Annotated in this window: 12 protein-coding genes; 5 read left to right on the top strand and 7 right to left on the bottom strand. The window is 44.1% G+C overall.

The window, feature by feature from the left end; genetic code table 11:
• Positions 1-88: 88 nt before the first annotated feature.
• The 3 genes from IE104_RS06455 (at position 89) to xthA (ending at position 4121) form a co-directional block, all read left to right on the top strand.
• Positions 89-994 carry a transporter substrate-binding domain-containing protein gene (locus IE104_RS06455; RefSeq protein WP_189416856.1) on the top strand — a complete coding sequence of 302 codons (906 nt, stop codon included), beginning with the start codon at positions 89-91 and terminating at the stop codon, positions 992-994.
• Between the two features lie 138 nt (positions 995-1132).
• A complete protein-coding gene (locus IE104_RS06450; RefSeq protein ID WP_189416854.1) occupies positions 1133-3241 on the top strand; it encodes a carboxy terminal-processing peptidase in 2109 nt (702 codons plus the stop codon).
• A gap of 67 nt (positions 3242-3308) precedes the next feature.
• Positions 3309-4121 carry an exodeoxyribonuclease III gene (gene xthA, locus IE104_RS06445; RefSeq protein WP_189416853.1) on the top strand — a complete coding sequence of 271 codons (813 nt, stop codon included), beginning with the start codon at positions 3309-3311 and terminating at the stop codon, positions 4119-4121.
• Between the two features lie 73 nt (positions 4122-4194).
• On the opposite strand, the gene IE104_RS06440 is transcribed toward xthA, so the two are convergent.
• The gene (locus tag IE104_RS06440; protein WP_189416851.1) at positions 4195-7671 is read right to left on the bottom strand and encodes a ThuA domain-containing protein; all 3477 of its coding nucleotides are present in this window, start codon (positions 7669-7671) and stop codon (positions 4195-4197) included.
• A gap of 314 nt (positions 7672-7985) precedes the next feature.
• Positions 7986-8186, bottom strand: coding sequence for a DUF2788 domain-containing protein (locus tag IE104_RS06435; RefSeq protein WP_189416850.1), 201 nt, complete (start codon positions 8184-8186; stop codon positions 7986-7988).
• A gap of 214 nt (positions 8187-8400) precedes the next feature.
• Here IE104_RS06435 and IE104_RS06430 point away from each other — a divergent pair, with 214 nt between their 5' ends.
• Entirely contained in the window at positions 8401-8649 is a 249-nt protein-coding gene (locus IE104_RS06430) for a hypothetical protein (RefSeq protein ID WP_189416848.1), read from the top strand.
• A 191-nt stretch (positions 8650-8840) separates the two neighbouring features.
• Positions 8841-10478 carry an electron transfer flavoprotein-ubiquinone oxidoreductase gene (locus IE104_RS06425; protein WP_189416847.1) on the top strand — a complete coding sequence of 546 codons (1638 nt, stop codon included), beginning with the start codon at positions 8841-8843 and terminating at the stop codon, positions 10476-10478.
• A gap of 662 nt (positions 10479-11140) precedes the next feature.
• On the opposite strand, the gene IE104_RS06420 is transcribed toward IE104_RS06425, so the two are convergent.
• From IE104_RS06420 to IE104_RS06400, 5 genes are all read right to left on the bottom strand, one after another.
• Positions 11141-12526 (bottom strand): efflux transporter outer membrane subunit, encoded by a 1386-nt coding sequence (locus IE104_RS06420; RefSeq protein ID WP_189416845.1) that lies wholly within the window; start codon positions 12524-12526, stop codon positions 11141-11143.
• Positions 12527-12531: 5 nt separating this feature from the next.
• A complete protein-coding gene (locus IE104_RS06415) occupies positions 12532-14466 on the bottom strand; it encodes a MacB family efflux pump subunit (RefSeq protein WP_189416844.1) in 1935 nt (644 codons plus the stop codon).
• Positions 14467-14550: 84 nt separating this feature from the next.
• On the bottom strand, positions 14551-16116 hold the full coding sequence (locus IE104_RS06410; RefSeq protein WP_189416842.1) for an efflux RND transporter periplasmic adaptor subunit: 1566 nt from the start codon (positions 16114-16116) through the stop codon (positions 14551-14553).
• A gap of 239 nt (positions 16117-16355) precedes the next feature.
• Positions 16356-17180, bottom strand: a complete 825-nt coding sequence (locus IE104_RS06405; protein WP_189416841.1) for a DUF4198 domain-containing protein — start codon at positions 17178-17180, stop codon at positions 16356-16358.
• 16 nt (positions 17181-17196) lie between these two features.
• Positions 17197-17718, bottom strand: coding sequence for a DUF2271 domain-containing protein (locus IE104_RS06400; protein ID WP_189416839.1), 522 nt, complete (start codon positions 17716-17718; stop codon positions 17197-17199).
• Positions 17719-17722 lie beyond the last annotated feature (4 nt).

Raw genomic sequence — 17722 nt, 5'->3', positions numbered from 1 at the left:
TGCTTAAACACATGGCGTTTTTTGTTTTTCAGGCAAAAAAAATTTTATGGGCTAAATTTATAGGATTATTATTCGACAAGGAAAAAAGATGATCAGGCTCGCCCAACTCCGAAAATTAATCACTACCAGCCTCATCAGCAGCCTGGCTTTGCTGTGTTGCAGCACAGCTCACGCAGTGGAAAAACAAGTCAAATACAACATGCCCTCCGCTGTACAAACTGACTATATGCAAGGCTTAATGAAATTAGCCCTGAATTACAGCGGTAAACACTACACTTTCACTACTACCGAAGAAACCTATTCCCGTCCGCGCCTAATGGAATCTGTTAAGAATGGCGGCGTCTCTTTGATGTGGGGCGGCACTTCAGAACAAATGGAAAGCGACTATATCCCCATTCGTATTGATGCCTATCGCGGCCTTATGAGTCACCGTGTGCTGATTATTCGCAATGGCGACCAGACGCGTTTTGATTCTGTTAAAACTCTGGATGATTTACGCAAAATCAAATTTGGCCAGGGCCGTAGTTGGCAAGACGCTAGTATTATGGAAAACGCCGGATTCAACGTAATAAAGAGTACAAAAAAGCCTGGCCTTTTTTACATGCTGGATGGTGGCCGCTTTGACGCTTTTCCGCGCGGCGCCAACGAAGCCTGGAGCGAAGTTAGCGCATTTCCAAAGCTAGACCTGGCGGTAGAAAAGCAACTCGTATTGGTATATCCCCTACCCACCTACTTCTTTGTTTATAAGGGAGATACAGAACTCGCTAAAGATCTGGAAAATGGTATGGAAGCCGCTATTAAAGATGGCAGTTTTGACACTTACTTTTACAACAGTAAGGAAGTAAAAGATGCATTGGACCGTGCAGACCTTCCCAATCGCAGAGCTTTTTATATCAGCAATCCCTTCCTCCCAAAAGCTACCCCACTCGATCGCAAAGAACTCTGGATTACAATTGATGATTTAAAAGCCAGAGCCGCTAAACAGGCGAAATAATCCGCCCTGACTAGCTACAGTTTTTTACAGCGGCAAGCCGCGCTAATGATGGCCTGCCCTGTAACAAGTACGTTATAGTAAGCCCCTCGCTAGCCGCTGTTTGGAACTTGGCTGCCGTTCAACATTTGAGATCTGTTTATGCAACCTTTGTTTTCTCGCATTTTACGTACATCATTTCTAACCTCCGCTCTCGTTTTTAGCCTAAGCAGTTTTGCACTTGATGACACGGCAAAAGTAGCCAAATTAAAACCGCTTGAAATTCAATCCAAAACCGCCGTAGAAATTGTTGACCAACTCAGCAAACATCATTACCGCAAACAAGAATTGAATGACAGTTTAAGCTCGCGCTTTTTGGACGAATATTTAAAAACCCTCGATAGCTCAAAAAATATTTTTATTGCTTCGGACATCGCCGAGTTCGATAAATATCGCAAAACCTTCGATGATGATTTCAAAGCAGGCAAGCTGAACAATGGTTTCGCCATCTACAGCCGTTTTGGTGATCGTTACGTAGCGCGCCTTAATCGCGTTATTGCAATGCTTGATGATAAGAAAGTTCAATTCACATTCGATACGGATGAAACTTACAATCCAGATAGAAAAAATGCCTCCTGGCCGGCCAACCCGGAAGAAGCTGATAAATTGTGGCTGCAAAATATCAAAGCAAGTTTATTGAGTTCTATGCTAAGTGGAAAATCATTGGAAGAAAGCCGCACCAATTTACGTAAAAGATTTACGACTCAGTTGCGTTATTTTAATCAGCAAACGTCAGAAGAAGTATTCAGCCTGATTATGAATTCACTGACCACCTTGTTTGATCCTCACACCAATTATTTGTCGCCAGATACTTCGCAGAATTTTACCACCAGCATGACCAATAAATTTGAAGGTATTGGTGCTGAATTAAAAACGGATGAAGATTACACCAAAGTTGCTCGTTTAATTCCTGCAAGCCCGGCAGAGAAACAAGGCCAGTTAAAACCTAACGATAAAATCGTGGGTGTAGCGCAAGGTGAAAAAGGTGAATTTGAAGATATCATCGGTTGGAGACTCACCGATGTTGTTAAAAAAATTAAAGGCCCGAAAGGGACTATTGTCCGCCTGGAAGTTATAGCTGCAGACCCAACAATTACGCAGCATAAAATTATTTCGATTAAGCGTGACACTATTGAGCTTGAAGAGCAAAAAGCCAAGAAAGCTATTTTGAATGTTAAAAATGGCGGGCAAACACTCAAACTTGGTGTGATAGATATTCCGGTTTTTTACGGTAACTTTGATCCTAATTCGAGTGTCGGCAGAGATGTGTATCGTTTGCTGCAAGAATTAAGACAAGAAAATATCGACGGCATTATTTTAGATTTACGCGAAAATGGCGGTGGCTCTCTACCCGAAGCGGCTACGCTCACCAACTTGTTTGTTGATCCGGGTCCCGTTGTACAAATTCGCCAGGCAGACGATGTGATTTCACGCGATGTAAGAGCAAGCGTACCTGCAGTGTATCGCGGTCCGCTGATTGTGTTGATCAATCGCTTTAGCGCATCCGCATCAGAAATTTTTGCTGGTGCAATTCAGGATTACGGCCGCGGTTTAGTCGTAGGCTCAACAACCTGGGGCAAAGGCTCGGTGCAAAGCTATATGCCAATCAATAAAGGCGAAGGCAATATCAAAATCACCCAAGCGAAGTTCTATCGTATATCTGGCGATAGTACCCAGCATCGCGGTGTGATTCCTGATATTGAGTTGCCAAGTTTGATTGACACTAAAGAGTTGGGCGAGAGCAGCTATGATAACGCCTTACCTTGGGATCAAATTCGCGCAGCACCGCACGACGTTTACAATAACATCAAAGATGTTTTACCTGTGCTCAAACCTGCTCACCAGGAGCGCATGAAAACAGATCCGGAATTTGTTTATTTAAAACAACAAGCCGCGCTTTATGAAGAGCTTAACAACAAGAAGACAGTGTCTTTGAAATTGGCGGTGCGCCAACAAGAACAACAGCAAATAGAACAGCGCACACTCGACATAGAAAACCAAAAACGCAAAGCTAAAGGTGAAACTGTTTATGCAAACTATGCCGATTACAAAGCCAAGGAATTGAAAAAGGACGATGAAGAATCTGCCGCGCCCAAAAAGAAAGAGTTTGAACCTGAGAAAGATCCTTACCTGGTAGAAACGGGTAAAATCCTGGGCGACTTTATTTTGCAAACTAAAAAACAAATTGCGCAGAAAACTGCCACACCATAATTTTTATAAAGAGTAACCAGAACCCGAGTTTATTAGCTCGGGTTTTTTTATCCTCAGGAATTAAAATATGAAAGTCGTATCTTTTAACGTAAACAGCGTTCGCCAACGTTTAGGTCATTTGCAAGCTGTTATCGATCATCACGCACCAGATTTTATTGGTTTACAAGAAACCAAAGTGAACGACCCTGATTTTCCCGTGGCTGATTTCGAAAAACTCGGTTATCACTTTGCGTATCACGGACAGAAAACACATTACGGTGTTGCCCTGCTTTCAAAGTATCCTTTTAAGCATACCTTGAAAGGTTTTCCTGGTGATGATGAAACAGCACAAAAACGTTTTATTGGCGGGACTTTCGATACGCCGCTGGGCGAAGTTACCGTACTGAATGGTTATTTTCCGCAAGGTGAAAGCCGCGATCATCCCGTTAAATTTCCGGCCAAACAAAAATTTTACAGTGATTTATACGCTTACCTGGGTTCAACTCATATCACGGATCAGAATATTATTTTGATGGGTGACATGAATATCTCTCATCAGGATTGTGATATTGGTATTGGTGAAGACAATCGCAAACGCTGGCTGCGCACTGGAAAATGCAGTTTCTTGCCAGAAGAGCGTATTTGGTTAAACCAGTTATTGGATTGGGGCTTTAAAGACACTTTCCGCGAAATGAATCCAGAAGTTGCAAATTTATTTAGCTGGTTTGATTATCGCAGTGGCGGTTTTGAAGATAACCCGAAACGCGGGCTGCGTATTGATTTAATTCTGGCTACTAAAAAGTTACATGAGTACTGTGTTGAAACAGGAATAGATTACAACATCAGAGGTTTAGAAAAAGCATCTGACCACTGCCCTATTTGGGCGACATTTAAGAAATAACCTTTACGTTTTCTTAACCAATAAAAAAGCCCGATTGAAAATCAATCGGGCTTTTTTATTGCGGGTTTAGCGCTTACTTATGAAAGGATACATCAAGTAAATGCAATTCCCCTTCTGACTTGCCATTACTACGAACCACCAGATAAAGATCTTGATAATCCGTTTGAGGCTGCAATTTAAGTTCAGTGCGTGAGTAGGCATCTGCTTCGGTTGAAGTACTCTCACCTTTCGCCAAAAGAGTTCCATTGGCAGAGCCAGCATGTAACTCGTACTGCCAAACGGTTTCTTTCAGAACTGACCAAGCACCCACTTTTAACGCCTTGACGCCAGTTAAATCATAGCGACCAATCGCTAACGCAATATCCTTACCTGCAGCTGGTAATTTAACCGTATCCAAGCGCTTGTGTCTTGCCTTATCAATTAATTTATCAGCCGTACTAAAATCAATAACGGGATATAAATAGAAACGGGCAGGCTTCAAATCAACCGCTTTTTTAACAGTGATTGGGCCAATACCTGCATTACCTTTATCGGTATAGGACGCAAGCAATTCAAACTCTTGTGTTGGCAATTTTTCTGGAACTGCAGCTGCTTCAAACGCACTTTGGTTTTGCGCATTTGCAGTGAAACTCAGATTACCTTGCAGCGGCAAAGATTTTTTAACATCAGCCAATGACAACACGTAAGTAACAATTGCAGTTCGATCTTCATCACTCAAGGTTGCGAACGCAGGCATATTTAATTCGCCCCAAACACCGCTACCACCTTTCTTGATTTTGTTGACCAAATGGTTCATACCATTCTTGTCATTTTTATATTTGGCCGCCACATCTTTAAACGCGGGTCCAACAACTTTTGTATCAATGCTGTGACAAGCTTTACAACCGTTAGCTTCCATAATGCCTTTGGCAACGGTGGCAACATCTGCCTGTTGATGACCTTCAGCTGCTGGTGCATTCGGATCTTCTTTGGCAGCAAAAGCTATAGCGAGATTTGCCGCGTCATTTGCAATAGCGCCATCCTCTTTGTCAGCAACGTTAATAGAGTATTTAACAGAGCTGGTATTTGGCCAATAGAAAGATTGGTTGCCTTCGAGTTTGACATCAATGGTCGCAGGCTCGTTACCCACTTGCACTTTTGATTCGACGCTTGCAGATGCACCTGACGGATCTTTTAAATCCAACTTAACAATGTGTTCGCCAGCTTCAGCAATTGAAAGCTCTTGTTGTTCAGCAGTACCTAATACTGTGACCTTGCCACTTGGAGATTTAATTGACCAAGCGTACGTTAATTTATCACCATCAAGATCTATAGAAGATTTTGCATCTGCCATAGCTTTATAAGGCAAGGCACCTTGTGGCTTATCAAAATTAATTTTCGCGACAGGCGGACGATTACCTGGACCCGAATATTCAATACGGCTCAAGCTAGCTTCGGGGTTACCTTTAAACCAGGCTTTACCATATTCAAGAACATAGAGTGTACCGTCAGGTGCAAAGCGTGCATCAATCGGCGATGTATATTCAACTTGCGGAGCAAAAGGTTCGATTTTAATAATGCGGCCAGCATCGTCAAAGCTCACAGCTTTCACCCAGTTACGCATGAACTCCAAAATAAACAATTTGTTGTTGTAATAGGCAGGCAAACGATGTTCGCTCGCAGGATAGTCATCCATATGATAAACGTCTGCTACTAACGCCATGCGGCCGCCCTTGCCTAGCTCAGGGAATTGCTCAGATGGACCATAGGGATACCACAACAATGGTGGTTGCGCAGGAGGCAATTGTTTTGCGCCGGTGTTGCGAGGCGAATTATTAATCGGCGCTAAAGGATTAAAAAACTTCTCTGATTTGCCAGTTCTGTAATCGAAATCTTTGTACGCATAATTATTACCCACAAACAATGGCCAGCCGAAATTACCTGCTTTAGTAACGCGGTTAACTTCATCGTAGCCGCGTGTGCCTTTAAGTGCGGTGTCTTCACCTGCATCCGGGCCAATATCACCATAAAACAAAGTTGATGTTGGTTTATCGTAAGTAATTTTGTATGCGTTGCGCGTACCCATCACGTAAATCTCTGGGCGACCTTCTTTAGGATCTGCAAAGAGATTTCCTTTAGGAATATCATAACCGCCAGATTCTTTTGGAATGATACGCAATACTTTTCCGCGGAAATCCTGGGTGTTGCCCGCACCGCGCAATGCATCGCTTTTCGCCATATCATCGCGAAAATCTATAGGTGCAGAACCTTCTTCAGTAAAAGGATTTGAGTTGTCGCCAGTAGAAACAAACAGTTCACCGTTATTGCCCCACTGCAAATCGCCACCTGTGTGACAGCAATTTTGATCAACATGGTATTCCCAAAAAATTTCTTCGGATTTGTTATCCAGTTTCCCGTCAGCCCACTTAAAGCGAGACAAACGCTCTACCGTGCTGCCATCTTCTTTTGCAGCATTGTAGGTCGCATAAATAAGGTGATTTTTTTCAAAATTCGGGTCGACCGCAAAACCAAGCAGACCAAATTCGATTTGGGTGTGAGGATCAATCTCAATTTTGCCCGCATCACGGGCTTCACCCGTTTTGTAATCCACCAACAAAATACCGCCGCCACGCAGCGCAATCAAAGCGTCACCGTTGGCAAAGAAACTTAAATTAACGGGTTCATTTAAATTGCTAACAATAGTCTTTTTAGTAAAACGATTTGGCTCTGGAGCAGCCTTGGTGTAATCGAGCTTTGGCTTGCCACCAACAGCGTATTTCAAACCGCCCAATAAAATTTTAATAAATTCGGCATTGGTGAAAGTTTCTGCGGTGTGGCCCAAACCTGTATAAAAAGAACGACCACCGTCAAAATCGTGATACCAGGTAATGGGATGATAGTCACCATGCTGGCCACCGCGATAAGTTTTTTCGTCAACAGTCAAAAGCACTTTGTTGAATTCGTAGAAATCACGATAGTCATACCACTCATCCGCAATTTCAAACGAGGAAGGGGTAGCTTCGGTTGCAGGGTGATGAGCATCTCTTAAAACCACGCGAGCATTTTGAACATTGCTAGGCTCATTCGGATGACTTTTGAACACACCGCCCAACAGACGGCGATACCAATGCCAATCGCCCTCCCACTCAGTATCAGCTGCGGCGTGAATACCAACAAAGCCACCACCCGCTTGAATAAAGCGTTCCATTGCAACTTGTTGGTTATCGTCCAACACATCCAAAGTCGTGTTCAGGAAAACAATTGCATTGAAGGTACTTAATTGTGCATCGGTAAATACAGCTGCATCTTCAGTGGCGACAACCGTAAAGGCGTTATCAGTTGCCATTTTTTGCAAGGCGGCTATGCCTGCCGGAATTGAATCGTGACGCCAGCCCTTGGTTTTGGAAAATACCAACACTTTCGCATCTTTGATATCAGAATTAAAAAGCGCTTGGGCTTTTGCATCTGCTGTTGGTTTAGCGGCGGTCTGACTTGCGGGCTCACCACATCCAACCAAGGTAAAAAACAAACCTGTTACAAGTAACTTTGGCCAGAGTAAAGAAATACGCATCTTGATTCCTTCTATTTTTAAATTCGACATGATTGGGTTAAATAAAAACCCGGGTTGATGTACTTATGTATTTGAGGTTGGCAACTCAACGTTCTTGTATGGGGGCACGGCTCGATACGATGATGCGGCGAGCGGCAAATTGACCTATCTACTCAAAAATTGCGCACCGAGTCTAACAGTGCGGTTTTCGCTAGACATCTTGATTTACATTCATAAACTTTTCTTTCAGTTGCTTACCATCTTAACCTTAGAAGAAATGTCCCCAGAGTCAACCGGGAATGCAAACCTATGGAATGACGACAGCCAAATACTATTTATTGCTCAAGGCTGGAAACCAGCACTGTTTTAATAATAAAGCCCAACAAGCCCAAGCCTAAGGCCAAAAACAGAATAAATGTGCCAAACTTTCCGGCTTTGGATTTCTTCGCCAAATCCCACACAATGAAAATCATAAACGCAATTAGCCCCCCAACACACACATACATTGACCAGGTTTCGAATTGTTCAACCGACATAAACACCTCAAATCATTAAAAAATGAATCTTTATTAACCAATTTCGCGCTATTTTGGGGCTATTCTAGCGAAAATGAGCAACTACTTATAGCAAACCCCTATTCATATTGTTTGCAAAAATATACACTCTTTTGCACGGGCCTAGTTCTTATTCTAGAAGTCGAAAAATTAGTCCGTTAATTTCAAACATTGTCCCATACTGACGGAGCACACCATGAAAACTATTCAAATCGTTGCATCATTCATCCTTGCTGCTGGTCTTTTGGCTGGCTGTGCTAAAAAAGAAGAAGCTCCTGCTGAAGCTCCAGCTCCAGCACCAGCTGCTGAAGCACCAGCTGCTGCTCCTGCTGAAGCACCTGCTGCTGATGCTGCCGCTCCTGCTGCTGACGCTGCATCTTCTGCTGCTACTGAAGCTGCTCCAGCTGCTGACGCTGCATCTTCTTCATCTGCCGCTGCTCAGTAATTGCAATACCCGCCCTGCTTACGCAGGGTTGAAAAAGGTCGCTTCGGCGGCCTTTTTTATTTTCTGCATATTGATAGTGACAAGCCTTCCTCTCACCGCTTGGACAACTTAAGTTGATCCAGAACCAGAAATGTTTCTTTTCCTTTATAATGCGCCTCAATTGCTAGCTTATTTTTAGAATAGGAAACCTTATGGCGCGCGAACAAATGCATTACGACGTTGTAATTATTGGTGCTGGCCCAGCCGGCTTAGCTGCGGCGTGCCGCCTACGTCAGCTCGACAATAATTTAAGTGTCTGCCTGCTTGAAAAAGGCGCGGATGTTGGCGCACATATTTTGTCCGGCGCGGTATTTGAACCACGAGCCTTGAATGAATTGTTTCCTGATTGGAAAAATCAGGGCGCTCCGCTTGAAACTGCAGTGAGTGCAGAGGATTGGCAATTCTTAAGTTCCGCTACCAATTCATTACAAATACCTAATGGATTATTACCGGGACTTTTACACAACAATAATAATTACATCATCAGCCTCGGTCGCCTGTGCCAATGGTTAGCAGAAAAGGCAGCCGAACTAGGCGTTGATATTTTCCCCGGCTTTGCAGCTTCGCAAGTGCTCTACCGCGATGATGGCAGCGTAGGTGGTGTTATCACCGGCGATATGGGGCGCGCGGCAGATGGCTCCGAAAAACCTGAATTTGTTGAGGGCATAGAATTACACGGAAAATATACTCTGTTCTGTGAGGGCGCGCGTGGTCACCTCGGCAAGGAGCTGATAGCGCACTTTAATTTAGACCAAGGTAAAGACCCGCAACATTATGCGATTGGCATTAAAGAAATTTGGCGCGTACCCGCAGCGCAACATAAAGAAGGTTTAGTGATGCACTCACTCGGCTGGCCTCTTAGCGAAACCAATACGAGCGGCGGCGGTTTTTTATATCATTTAAATGATACGCAGATTGCAGTAGGTTTAATTACAGATCTTTGTTACGACAACCCGCACTTGAGTCCGTTTGATGAATTTCAGCGCTACAAACATCATCCTAAAATTGCCCAATACTTACAGGGTGGCGAGCGTTTAGGTTATGGCGCACGCGCCATTGTAAAAGGCGGAATTCAATCACAACCGCAAATGTTTTTTGCCGGTGGATTGTTATTGGGCGATGATGCTGGCACCTTAAACTTTGCGAAAATTAAGGGCAGCCATACCGCAATGAAAAGCGGAATGATTGCAGCGGAAATATTGGCGCCCGCACTGGCAGCTGGTCGCGCAAATGATTCACTTAGCGAATTCGAAACAGCCTACAAAAATTCGTGGGCGTACGAAGAACTTTATGAGCAACGCAACGTAGGTCCTGCGCAACAGAAATTTGGCTCGCAGCTCGGCAGCGTCTATGCTTTTATCGATATGACTTTGCGTGGAAAACTGCCCTGGACCTTACGCAACAGCAAAGCTGACCATACACAGTTAAAGCTCGCCAGTGAATCAAAAAAAATAGATTATCCCAAACCTGACAATAAACTCAGCTTCGATAAGTTGTCTTCAGTATATTTATCAAACACTAATCACGCTGAAAACCAACCTTGTCATTTGCAATTGAAAGATCCTAATATCCCCGTTGCGATTAATTTACCGAAATTTGATGAACCCGCTCAGCGCTATTGCCCTGCCGGTGTTTATGAAATTGTCGCCAACGAAAACGGGGATAAAAGGTTGCAGATCAATTCGCAAAATTGCGTGCACTGTAAAACCTGTGACATCAAAGATCCCACCCAAAATATTCAATGGGTTACACCTGAAGGTGGTGGCGGACCTAACTATTCAGCAATGTAAACTCAATCATGCAAAGATTGAAAATAAAAAAGCCTGCATCTTGCAGGCTTTTTTAATTCCCACGGCATCCTTGCGGCAATTCCGTTTTCGTTCTGGTCCATTTAACGACAGCGACAAAAAATATAAACAATCCACAGGCACACAAGGCGACATTCACTTCATATAAATTCGGTGAAAAAATAACGATATAACTTTTATCCTTAATAAGCGCAGCAAAACTCGACACAGCGAAAGGCATCCAATACAGCCGAAATGTTTGCCAGGGATTTGACTTTACATCGCCTGAAACACTTAAAATTAACGCGGAACCTATCACCAAACTTATACCCAACGAGTTAATCCAGATTTTGGGCGAAGGATCAAAATGAAAGTACAGGGTTACCAAATACCATATTAAATAACACCAGAGCACCAACCTACCCGGCTTGATAAAGGCGAAATAATTGTAGAGTGAACCCATAAGCTGATCTCATGTATTTGATAAGGGTATTGCATAAAAAATGCCAGCAGGAAAAACCCTATAAACACGCGTGTTTTATCAAAGGAAACTTCAAATACGCGAAATCTAAGTGTGCAAAAAATACTTTGACGCACCATTTTTAATCAAAAAAAATCCCGAATAAGCCAAACCTATTCGGGATTTTTTATGGATGGACTCGAGGCTATTGATTCTGCCAACCGCCACCCAGCGCTTTGTACAAATCAACAGTGGCTTTTAAGCGTGCAAGTCTTTGTTGAACCAGAGAATCCTGTGCCTGGAAAAAGCTTCGCTGTGAATCCAGTAGAGTTTGTAAATCAATACTGCCCTCACGATAACGATCTTCATTAAGCTTCAGGCTACGTGATGCTTGTGTGAGGATATTTTGCTGGTTGTTCTCTTGCTGTTCAGTAATATTGACGCGATTCAATGCATCATCTGTTTCCTGCAAGGCAGTCAAAATGACTTTGCGATATTGCTCAAGTAATTCTACCCGGCGCGACTCACTGATACGCACCTGATTAGCGACCCGCCCTCCGGCAAAAATTGTTTGCACTAAAGACAAACTCCAACCCGTGCTTTGCAAGGCGGAATTGAGGGAAAACAATTCAGATGCCGATTTACCCGCGCTGCCACTGAGTTGAAGACCGGGCAAAAAAGCTGTACGCGCGGCATAAACATTTGCAGATGAGGCTTTCAATTGCGCCTCTGCGATAGCGACATCCGGACGACGCGTGATGACATCTGCCGGAACACCGGCGCTTAATTTCGGGATTTTTAAATCGCTAATTTTTTCACTAGCCAACTGATAGGCTTGCGGAACTTGTCCCTCCAATAAGGCTATAGCTGCGCGGGTTTGATCCAATTGCAGCTGCAAAGGTAAAAGCGCATTTTGTTGCGACAGCAAATTAGTTTTTTGCACGGCAACATCGGCCGCGGTAGCCGCGCCATTGCGATAAAGTGAATCAACAATTTTTTGGATTCGCTCGGCGATTTCTACATTCTTTTTAGCGGTTATAGTGCGCTCTTGCAGCGCAAGATAATTAAACCAGGCTGTTGCAACACCTGCAGAAATACTTAAACGTACTGCCTCGTTGGAAAATACGCTAGCCCTATAATTCGATTTGGCAGCGTGGCGATTGGCCATTTCACCGCCCCACAAATCCACTTCATAACTCGCGCCAAGACCAACAGAAGTTGAGCCTGAATTTGACCAAGTCCCTCCTTCTGGTTTTGATCGTTTCTCTCCACTAGAAGCGTTTAAACTCAGCGTTGGAAACAAGCTGGCGTTAGCGATTTTCATTTGTAACTCTGCTTGTTTGACACGCTCGCTGGCGATAATCACATCAGAGTTTTTTTGCTGTGCTATTTCAACTAATTGTGTCAGCTGTGGAGATTCAAAGGCTTTCCACCAATCCTTCTCAATATTGATTGCACCTTCATTTTGCGGAAGATATTCCCACACAGGCGCGTAAGTAATATTGGCTTCGGGAACTTTGTCCATTGAAGAACACGCCGTTAAGCCAACACAGATGGCGAAACTGATTGAGGTTATTTTAAAATATTTCACCTTGGTTACTCCGACGCTAAAGCGACAACAGGATTTAAACGAGCAGCTTTGCGCGCAGGTAAAAAACCAAAAATTAATCCGGTTAAGAATGCACAGCTAAAAGCAAGCACCACCGGCCCCAGCGAATAATCTATTGGCATTCCTAAACGCCCAACTATAGCTGCCGCAAGCAAACCCAGAATCACACCAATAACGCCTCCAAGTGCAGATACAGCCAAGGCCTCAATAAGAAATTGCTGCATGATATTTCGCTGGCGTGCGCCTGTTGCCATACGCACCCCAATTTCGCGTGTACGTTCGCTTACACTCACCAACATAATATTCATAACCCCTATGCCGCCTACTAAAAGCGAAATTGCAGCGATAGAGCCTAACAAAATTGTCATAGTGTTTTGCGTCGCCGACAATGTATCAATCAAGGACGCCATATTGCGGATTGTAAAATCCTCTGTGCCGTGGCGCTCGGTTAACAAAGAATGCACCGAGTTTTGAACATCCATCATGTGCTCTTCTGAATCTACGGATACAGTAACGTTACGCAAAAAACGCCGCCCCATAATTCGTAAACTACCTGTTGTATAAGGCACCAGAATTTTATCATCTTGATCTGCCCCGCCTGGGTCAGCGCCGCGTTCCGACATAATTCCAATAACCTGGAAAAGAACATTGTTAACGATAATGTATTTGCCCAGAGGATCTTCATCGCCAAACAATTTACGTACAACGGTTTTTCCGAGCACTGCTACTGTGGCGAAGTTTTTTTCATCTTCTTCACTAAAAAAAGTACCTGATGCAATATCCCATTTACGCGCTAAAGGATATTGGTAACCCGTCGCGTTTACATCTGTACTCACATCCACATTGCCATAACGCAGCGTATAGCTTCCTGTTAATTCCGGTAGCGCTGCAGCGACATGAGGTAATTTATTTATCTCTTCTACATCCGCAGGAATAAGTGTTTGGATCTCCCACGCACGTCGCTGTTCGGGTCCTCCGGGTCGAATAACTAATAGATTTGAACCCATGGCGCTAATGCTATCGACCACGGCTTTTTTTGCACCATCGCCAATGGCCAACATAGTAATTACCGAGCCCACACCAATCACAATACCGAGCAAGGTTAAAACGGTACGGAAAACATTACTGCGCAAAGAGCGAAACGCCGTTTTCGAACCTTCTTTAATTTCTGTGGAAAAACTCGGCTCACCATGCAGTTTATGTTCATTGATTGGTGCATGTGTGACTTCGCTCGGCCCAGGATCGGAGACAATCAGACCATCGCGAATTTCAATTAAACGGTGAGCATGATTCGCTACATGAGTATCGTGCGTAATCAAAATAATAGTGTGCCCCTGCTCCGATAAATTCTTGAGCAGCTTCATTACCTCTTTACCACTATTACTATCAAGCGCACCTGTGGGCTCGTCAGCCAAAATAATTTGGCCGCCGTTCATTAGTGCGCGCGCAATTGAAACGCGTTGTTGTTGCCCGCCTGACAATTGATTGGGGCGATGATCCAAACGTGCTTGCAGCCCTAGCGAGCTCAATAATTCGCTCGCACGTTCACGGCGCTCGTGTGGTGGCATACCTGAATAAGTCGCAGGCATTTCCACGTTCTCGCAGGCAGTTGCACCAGCAAGCAGGTTATAACTTTGGAAAACAAAGCCAAAAGCTTCACGACGTAACTGTGCTAACTCATCTGCCTCAAAATCTGAAACTTCTTTTCCTGCAAAAAAATATTCGCCGGTGCTGGGTTTATCCAAACATCCCAAAATATTCATTAAGGTCGATTTACCTGAACCCGATTGCCCGATAATCGCAACAAATTCGCCTGGGTAAATTTCCAAATCAATGCCGTGTAAAACACGCGTAGCCAAATCACCATTCTGAAAAGTTTTGGTGACGCCAGACAGTTTTATAAGCGGTTGTTTATCAGTCATAGATTATCAACAAAGTAAAAGTAACTCATCAAAAGAGAGCGGGAATTCATACACACTCTCTTCAATTGCGCGAACCAAATAGGGTTAACGCATTTGACGCGCGCCGCCGCCCGCACCACCGCCACCTGGACCACCAGGACCACCAGGACCACCCTGCCCCATAGGTGCACCACCCGCTGCGTTGGGCTTATCAAGTTGACGCATACCTGATACAACAATTTCACCTTCTTGCAAACCTTCCAACACTTGTACCTGTACGCGGTTGCTAATACCTATAACCACATTGCGTTCGGTCAGGTTGCCTTTTGCATCCATCACTTGCACAACAGCGGGAGTTGGTTTCGCCTCTGCGCCAGCTACAGGCAGGCCTTTACGCGGCCACCGTTTGCGTCTACCCTCATCACCAGCTCCTGAGTTTGTATCTGCAGAGGACAAATGATTTGACTGTTCGTTAGTTGCAAATTCTTTTTTACCCGCGCGCTCTTTCGCGGAGTTTTCTTTCGCGGAATCTTCTTTAGCAATATCTTTTTTATCTGCCACTTCTTTTTCAGAAGATGCAGATTTGTTTTTATCGCTATCACCATTCTGCTCGGATTTTTTATTGCGGTCTGGTCCGTTTGATTTATCGCCCCATTTGTTTTCCGGTGCTTCGCCAGGTTTGCGCGGTTTAAAATTGACGGCAGAAGCAGGAATGACCAAAGCATTTTTTGCTTGCGAAGCAATAAAAAATACCTGCGTACTCATTTGTGTCATTAAGACTTTGCTGTCATTGGGAACATCAAAAAGTGCGTTATAAAGAACAACATTGTTAGTCACTACTGGCGTTGGTTCTACACGATCCAATTTGCTGTACCAGCGATAATCCTGCCCACCCAAGGTTGTAAAATAAACAGGCATACCTACCTGTAACTTTCCAATATCTGCTTCTGATACTTGTGTCTGTACTGTCATAGTACTCAGGTCAGCAATGCGCATAATAGTTGGCGCTTGTTGGTTGGCGTTCAGGGTTTGGCCTTGACGTGAAGTAATAGTCACAACAGTCCCGTTCATGGGGGCGTATATACGCGCATAAGCAAGGTTCGCTTCTTCAGCACGTAAACTGGATTCGGTTTGCTGGATTTGTGCTTGCAGGGCTTTTAATAGTGAGCCAGAAGATTGATAACTGGCTTCTGCAGTTTGCAATGATTCTTTTGTGGTTGCATCATCTTTGAATAAATTTTGCTGGCGCTCTACCCGAATTTTTGCCAAAACTAATTGGGCTTGTTTGTCACCCAATTGCGCGCGTTGGTTTTCCAACTGAGCGCGAATACCATCTACCTTGGCGCGGTAAACTGTTGCATCAATTTCAGCTAACAAGTCACCCGCTTTCACTTGTTGCCCAACGACAACATGTAATTTTTTTAATTGGCCAGAAACTTGCGCACCCACATCTACATATTCGCGTGGCTGCAAAATACCCGTAGCAGTAACCAGATTTTGGATATCGCGGTGCTCAACAGTTGCTGTTAAATAATTTTCTGCATCTTTGTTGTGGCTGAAAAAAAATTTCCAGATGCCTATAGCCACCAAAATCGCCACAATTAAAAATACAATGCGACTAAAGCGCCACAGTGAAAAAAACTCTCCAATCGATGTCAACAATTTAGACATAAACCCATCTCAAAATAAATTACATGGAAATCAGCCATTTAATTAGACCGATAATAGAAAAGACCTAACAACAGGCGCCAACTTTACCATTGTTTAAGTAAAGTTTTGTGCAAAAAATGTGGCGATTTCATGAATCTGGCGCCTATGGACGGCGAAAACCAGCTGATATAAACCACTTGCCAAAAAGTGAAAAAGCCCGGCTGGCAGAGTGCCAACCGGGCTTTTTTAAACACGAAACCTTATTCAGCTAAAACTTCGAAAGTAGCGCTGTAACTTCCCGAACGGCCGGTCGCAGGCTTGGCCGCTTTATTGTCTTTATAGCTAGCACCCAGCCAATACATGCCGGTCTTTTTCCATTGAATTTTCACACGACCATTTTTATCAGTCTCGTAATTTTGCTCTGCGGGCGATAAACGGTAACGGCTCCCGCCTTCAACCACCTCAATTTTTGCACCCACTGCAGGTTTGCCGTCCATAAGAAATATAAATTCCGAAGCTTCACTTGCTGCCAAATCATTGGGATGAGTCACGGGAACCAACTCCAAACCTTGATTGGTGGGCTTTAAGGATTCCCTGGTTGGCGCCCCAACAGTTACAAAGGTTTCTACACGGCGAGAGGCTTGAGTTACTTCCAGATTTTTTGCATCCTTAGGTACTGCAGTAGCAAGCTCTGCAGGGTCAGCTTTTGCACCGCGTGGAGGCCAAAAACCACGTTTTCCGTCAGCAGTTTCCCAACGCGCGGTTAAACCACTGTTTGTATTGAATACTTTATAGGTGCCTTGTTGAGTCATCTCAACTTCAAAACTGTTACGCACCTTTCCTTCAAATATATTTTGCACTTCTGTTGTGTTGGCATCAGGAGCAATAACTTGAATTGGCCCCAATTTTGGCGCACCACCATTGAAGGTGAAGAATTCTTCTGATGAAGTCAAATCAAAGGCGACCCAACCACCTTTATTACCTTTGCTCGTGTCTGATGGCAACAACCAGGTACTGTGTGCCTGCGCAACAGCGCTCGCAACCATGGCTGATGAAAAAAGTACGCATTGAATAATATTTTTCATTATGTTTCCCCGGAAATTATGGATTTAAATCAAGGGTCACAGCACCAACTTCTGCTGAACCACTTTCCTTGAATGATGTTGGTTTTTCAACGGGCCATGTGAAAGGCACCCTCACAACTTCACGGCCACCACCCTCACGTGCAACTTCCACAAAAAGTACATAATCACCTTTTGGCAAAGTACCCAAGGGTGCCGCGCCTTGAGTGAAACTTAATTGGTGAACACCTGCCAATTTGGTTGCACCTGAAACACCATCAACTGGAAAAGTTAAATTACGACCATCACGACGCCACCATTGGCGCAAATCTTTTAACCACTTTTCACCACCACCTTCGCGCTTTTTGTCGGCATACCAAACGGCGAGAGTTTTGGTAAATTTCTTGTCGCCCTCAGCGGTAGATTCCAACCACACTGCGGTATAAGGCGTGTGATATTCCGTCACATTCAATTTGGGAATTTCAACCGAGATTTGCAAACCTGCTGCATAAGTCAGAGGTGATAAAAGCAGCGCACAGGCCAGGGTTATTTTTTTTAACATTTCA

Origin of the sequence: Cellvibrio zantedeschiae (assembly GCF_014652535.1) — a bacterium.
GTDB lineage: Bacteria > Pseudomonadota > Gammaproteobacteria > Pseudomonadales > Cellvibrionaceae > Cellvibrio > Cellvibrio zantedeschiae.
This window is presented reverse-complemented; position numbering and strand designations above follow the sequence as displayed.

Bases quoted from the DNA above. Each gene is read 5' to 3' on its own strand.
- IE104_RS06415 (WP_189416844.1), bottom strand. From the start codon at position 14,466: ATGACTGATAAACAACCGCTTATAAAACTGTCTGGCGTCACCAAAACT.
- xthA (WP_189416853.1), top strand. From the start codon at position 3,309: ATGAAAGTCGTATCTTTTAACGTAAACAGCGTTCGCCAACGTTTAGGT.
- IE104_RS06455 (WP_189416856.1), top strand. From the start codon at position 89: ATGATCAGGCTCGCCCAACTCCGAAAATTAATCACTACCAGCCTCATC.
- IE104_RS06440 (WP_189416851.1), bottom strand. From the start codon at position 7,671: ATGCGTATTTCTTTACTCTGGCCAAAGTTACTTGTAACAGGTTTGTTT.
- IE104_RS06410 (WP_189416842.1), bottom strand. From the start codon at position 16,116: ATGTCTAAATTGTTGACATCGATTGGAGAGTTTTTTTCACTGTGGCGC.
- IE104_RS06405 (WP_189416841.1), bottom strand. From the start codon at position 17,180: ATGAAAAATATTATTCAATGCGTACTTTTTTCATCAGCCATGGTTGCG.
- IE104_RS06430 (WP_189416848.1), top strand. From the start codon at position 8,401: ATGAAAACTATTCAAATCGTTGCATCATTCATCCTTGCTGCTGGTCTT.
- IE104_RS06425 (WP_189416847.1), top strand. From the start codon at position 8,841: ATGGCGCGCGAACAAATGCATTACGACGTTGTAATTATTGGTGCTGGC.
- IE104_RS06450 (WP_189416854.1), top strand. From the start codon at position 1,133: ATGCAACCTTTGTTTTCTCGCATTTTACGTACATCATTTCTAACCTCC.
- IE104_RS06435 (WP_189416850.1), bottom strand. From the start codon at position 8,186: ATGTCGGTTGAACAATTCGAAACCTGGTCAATGTATGTGTGTGTTGGG.
- IE104_RS06400 (WP_189416839.1), bottom strand. From the start codon at position 17,718: ATGTTAAAAAAAATAACCCTGGCCTGTGCGCTGCTTTTATCACCTCTG.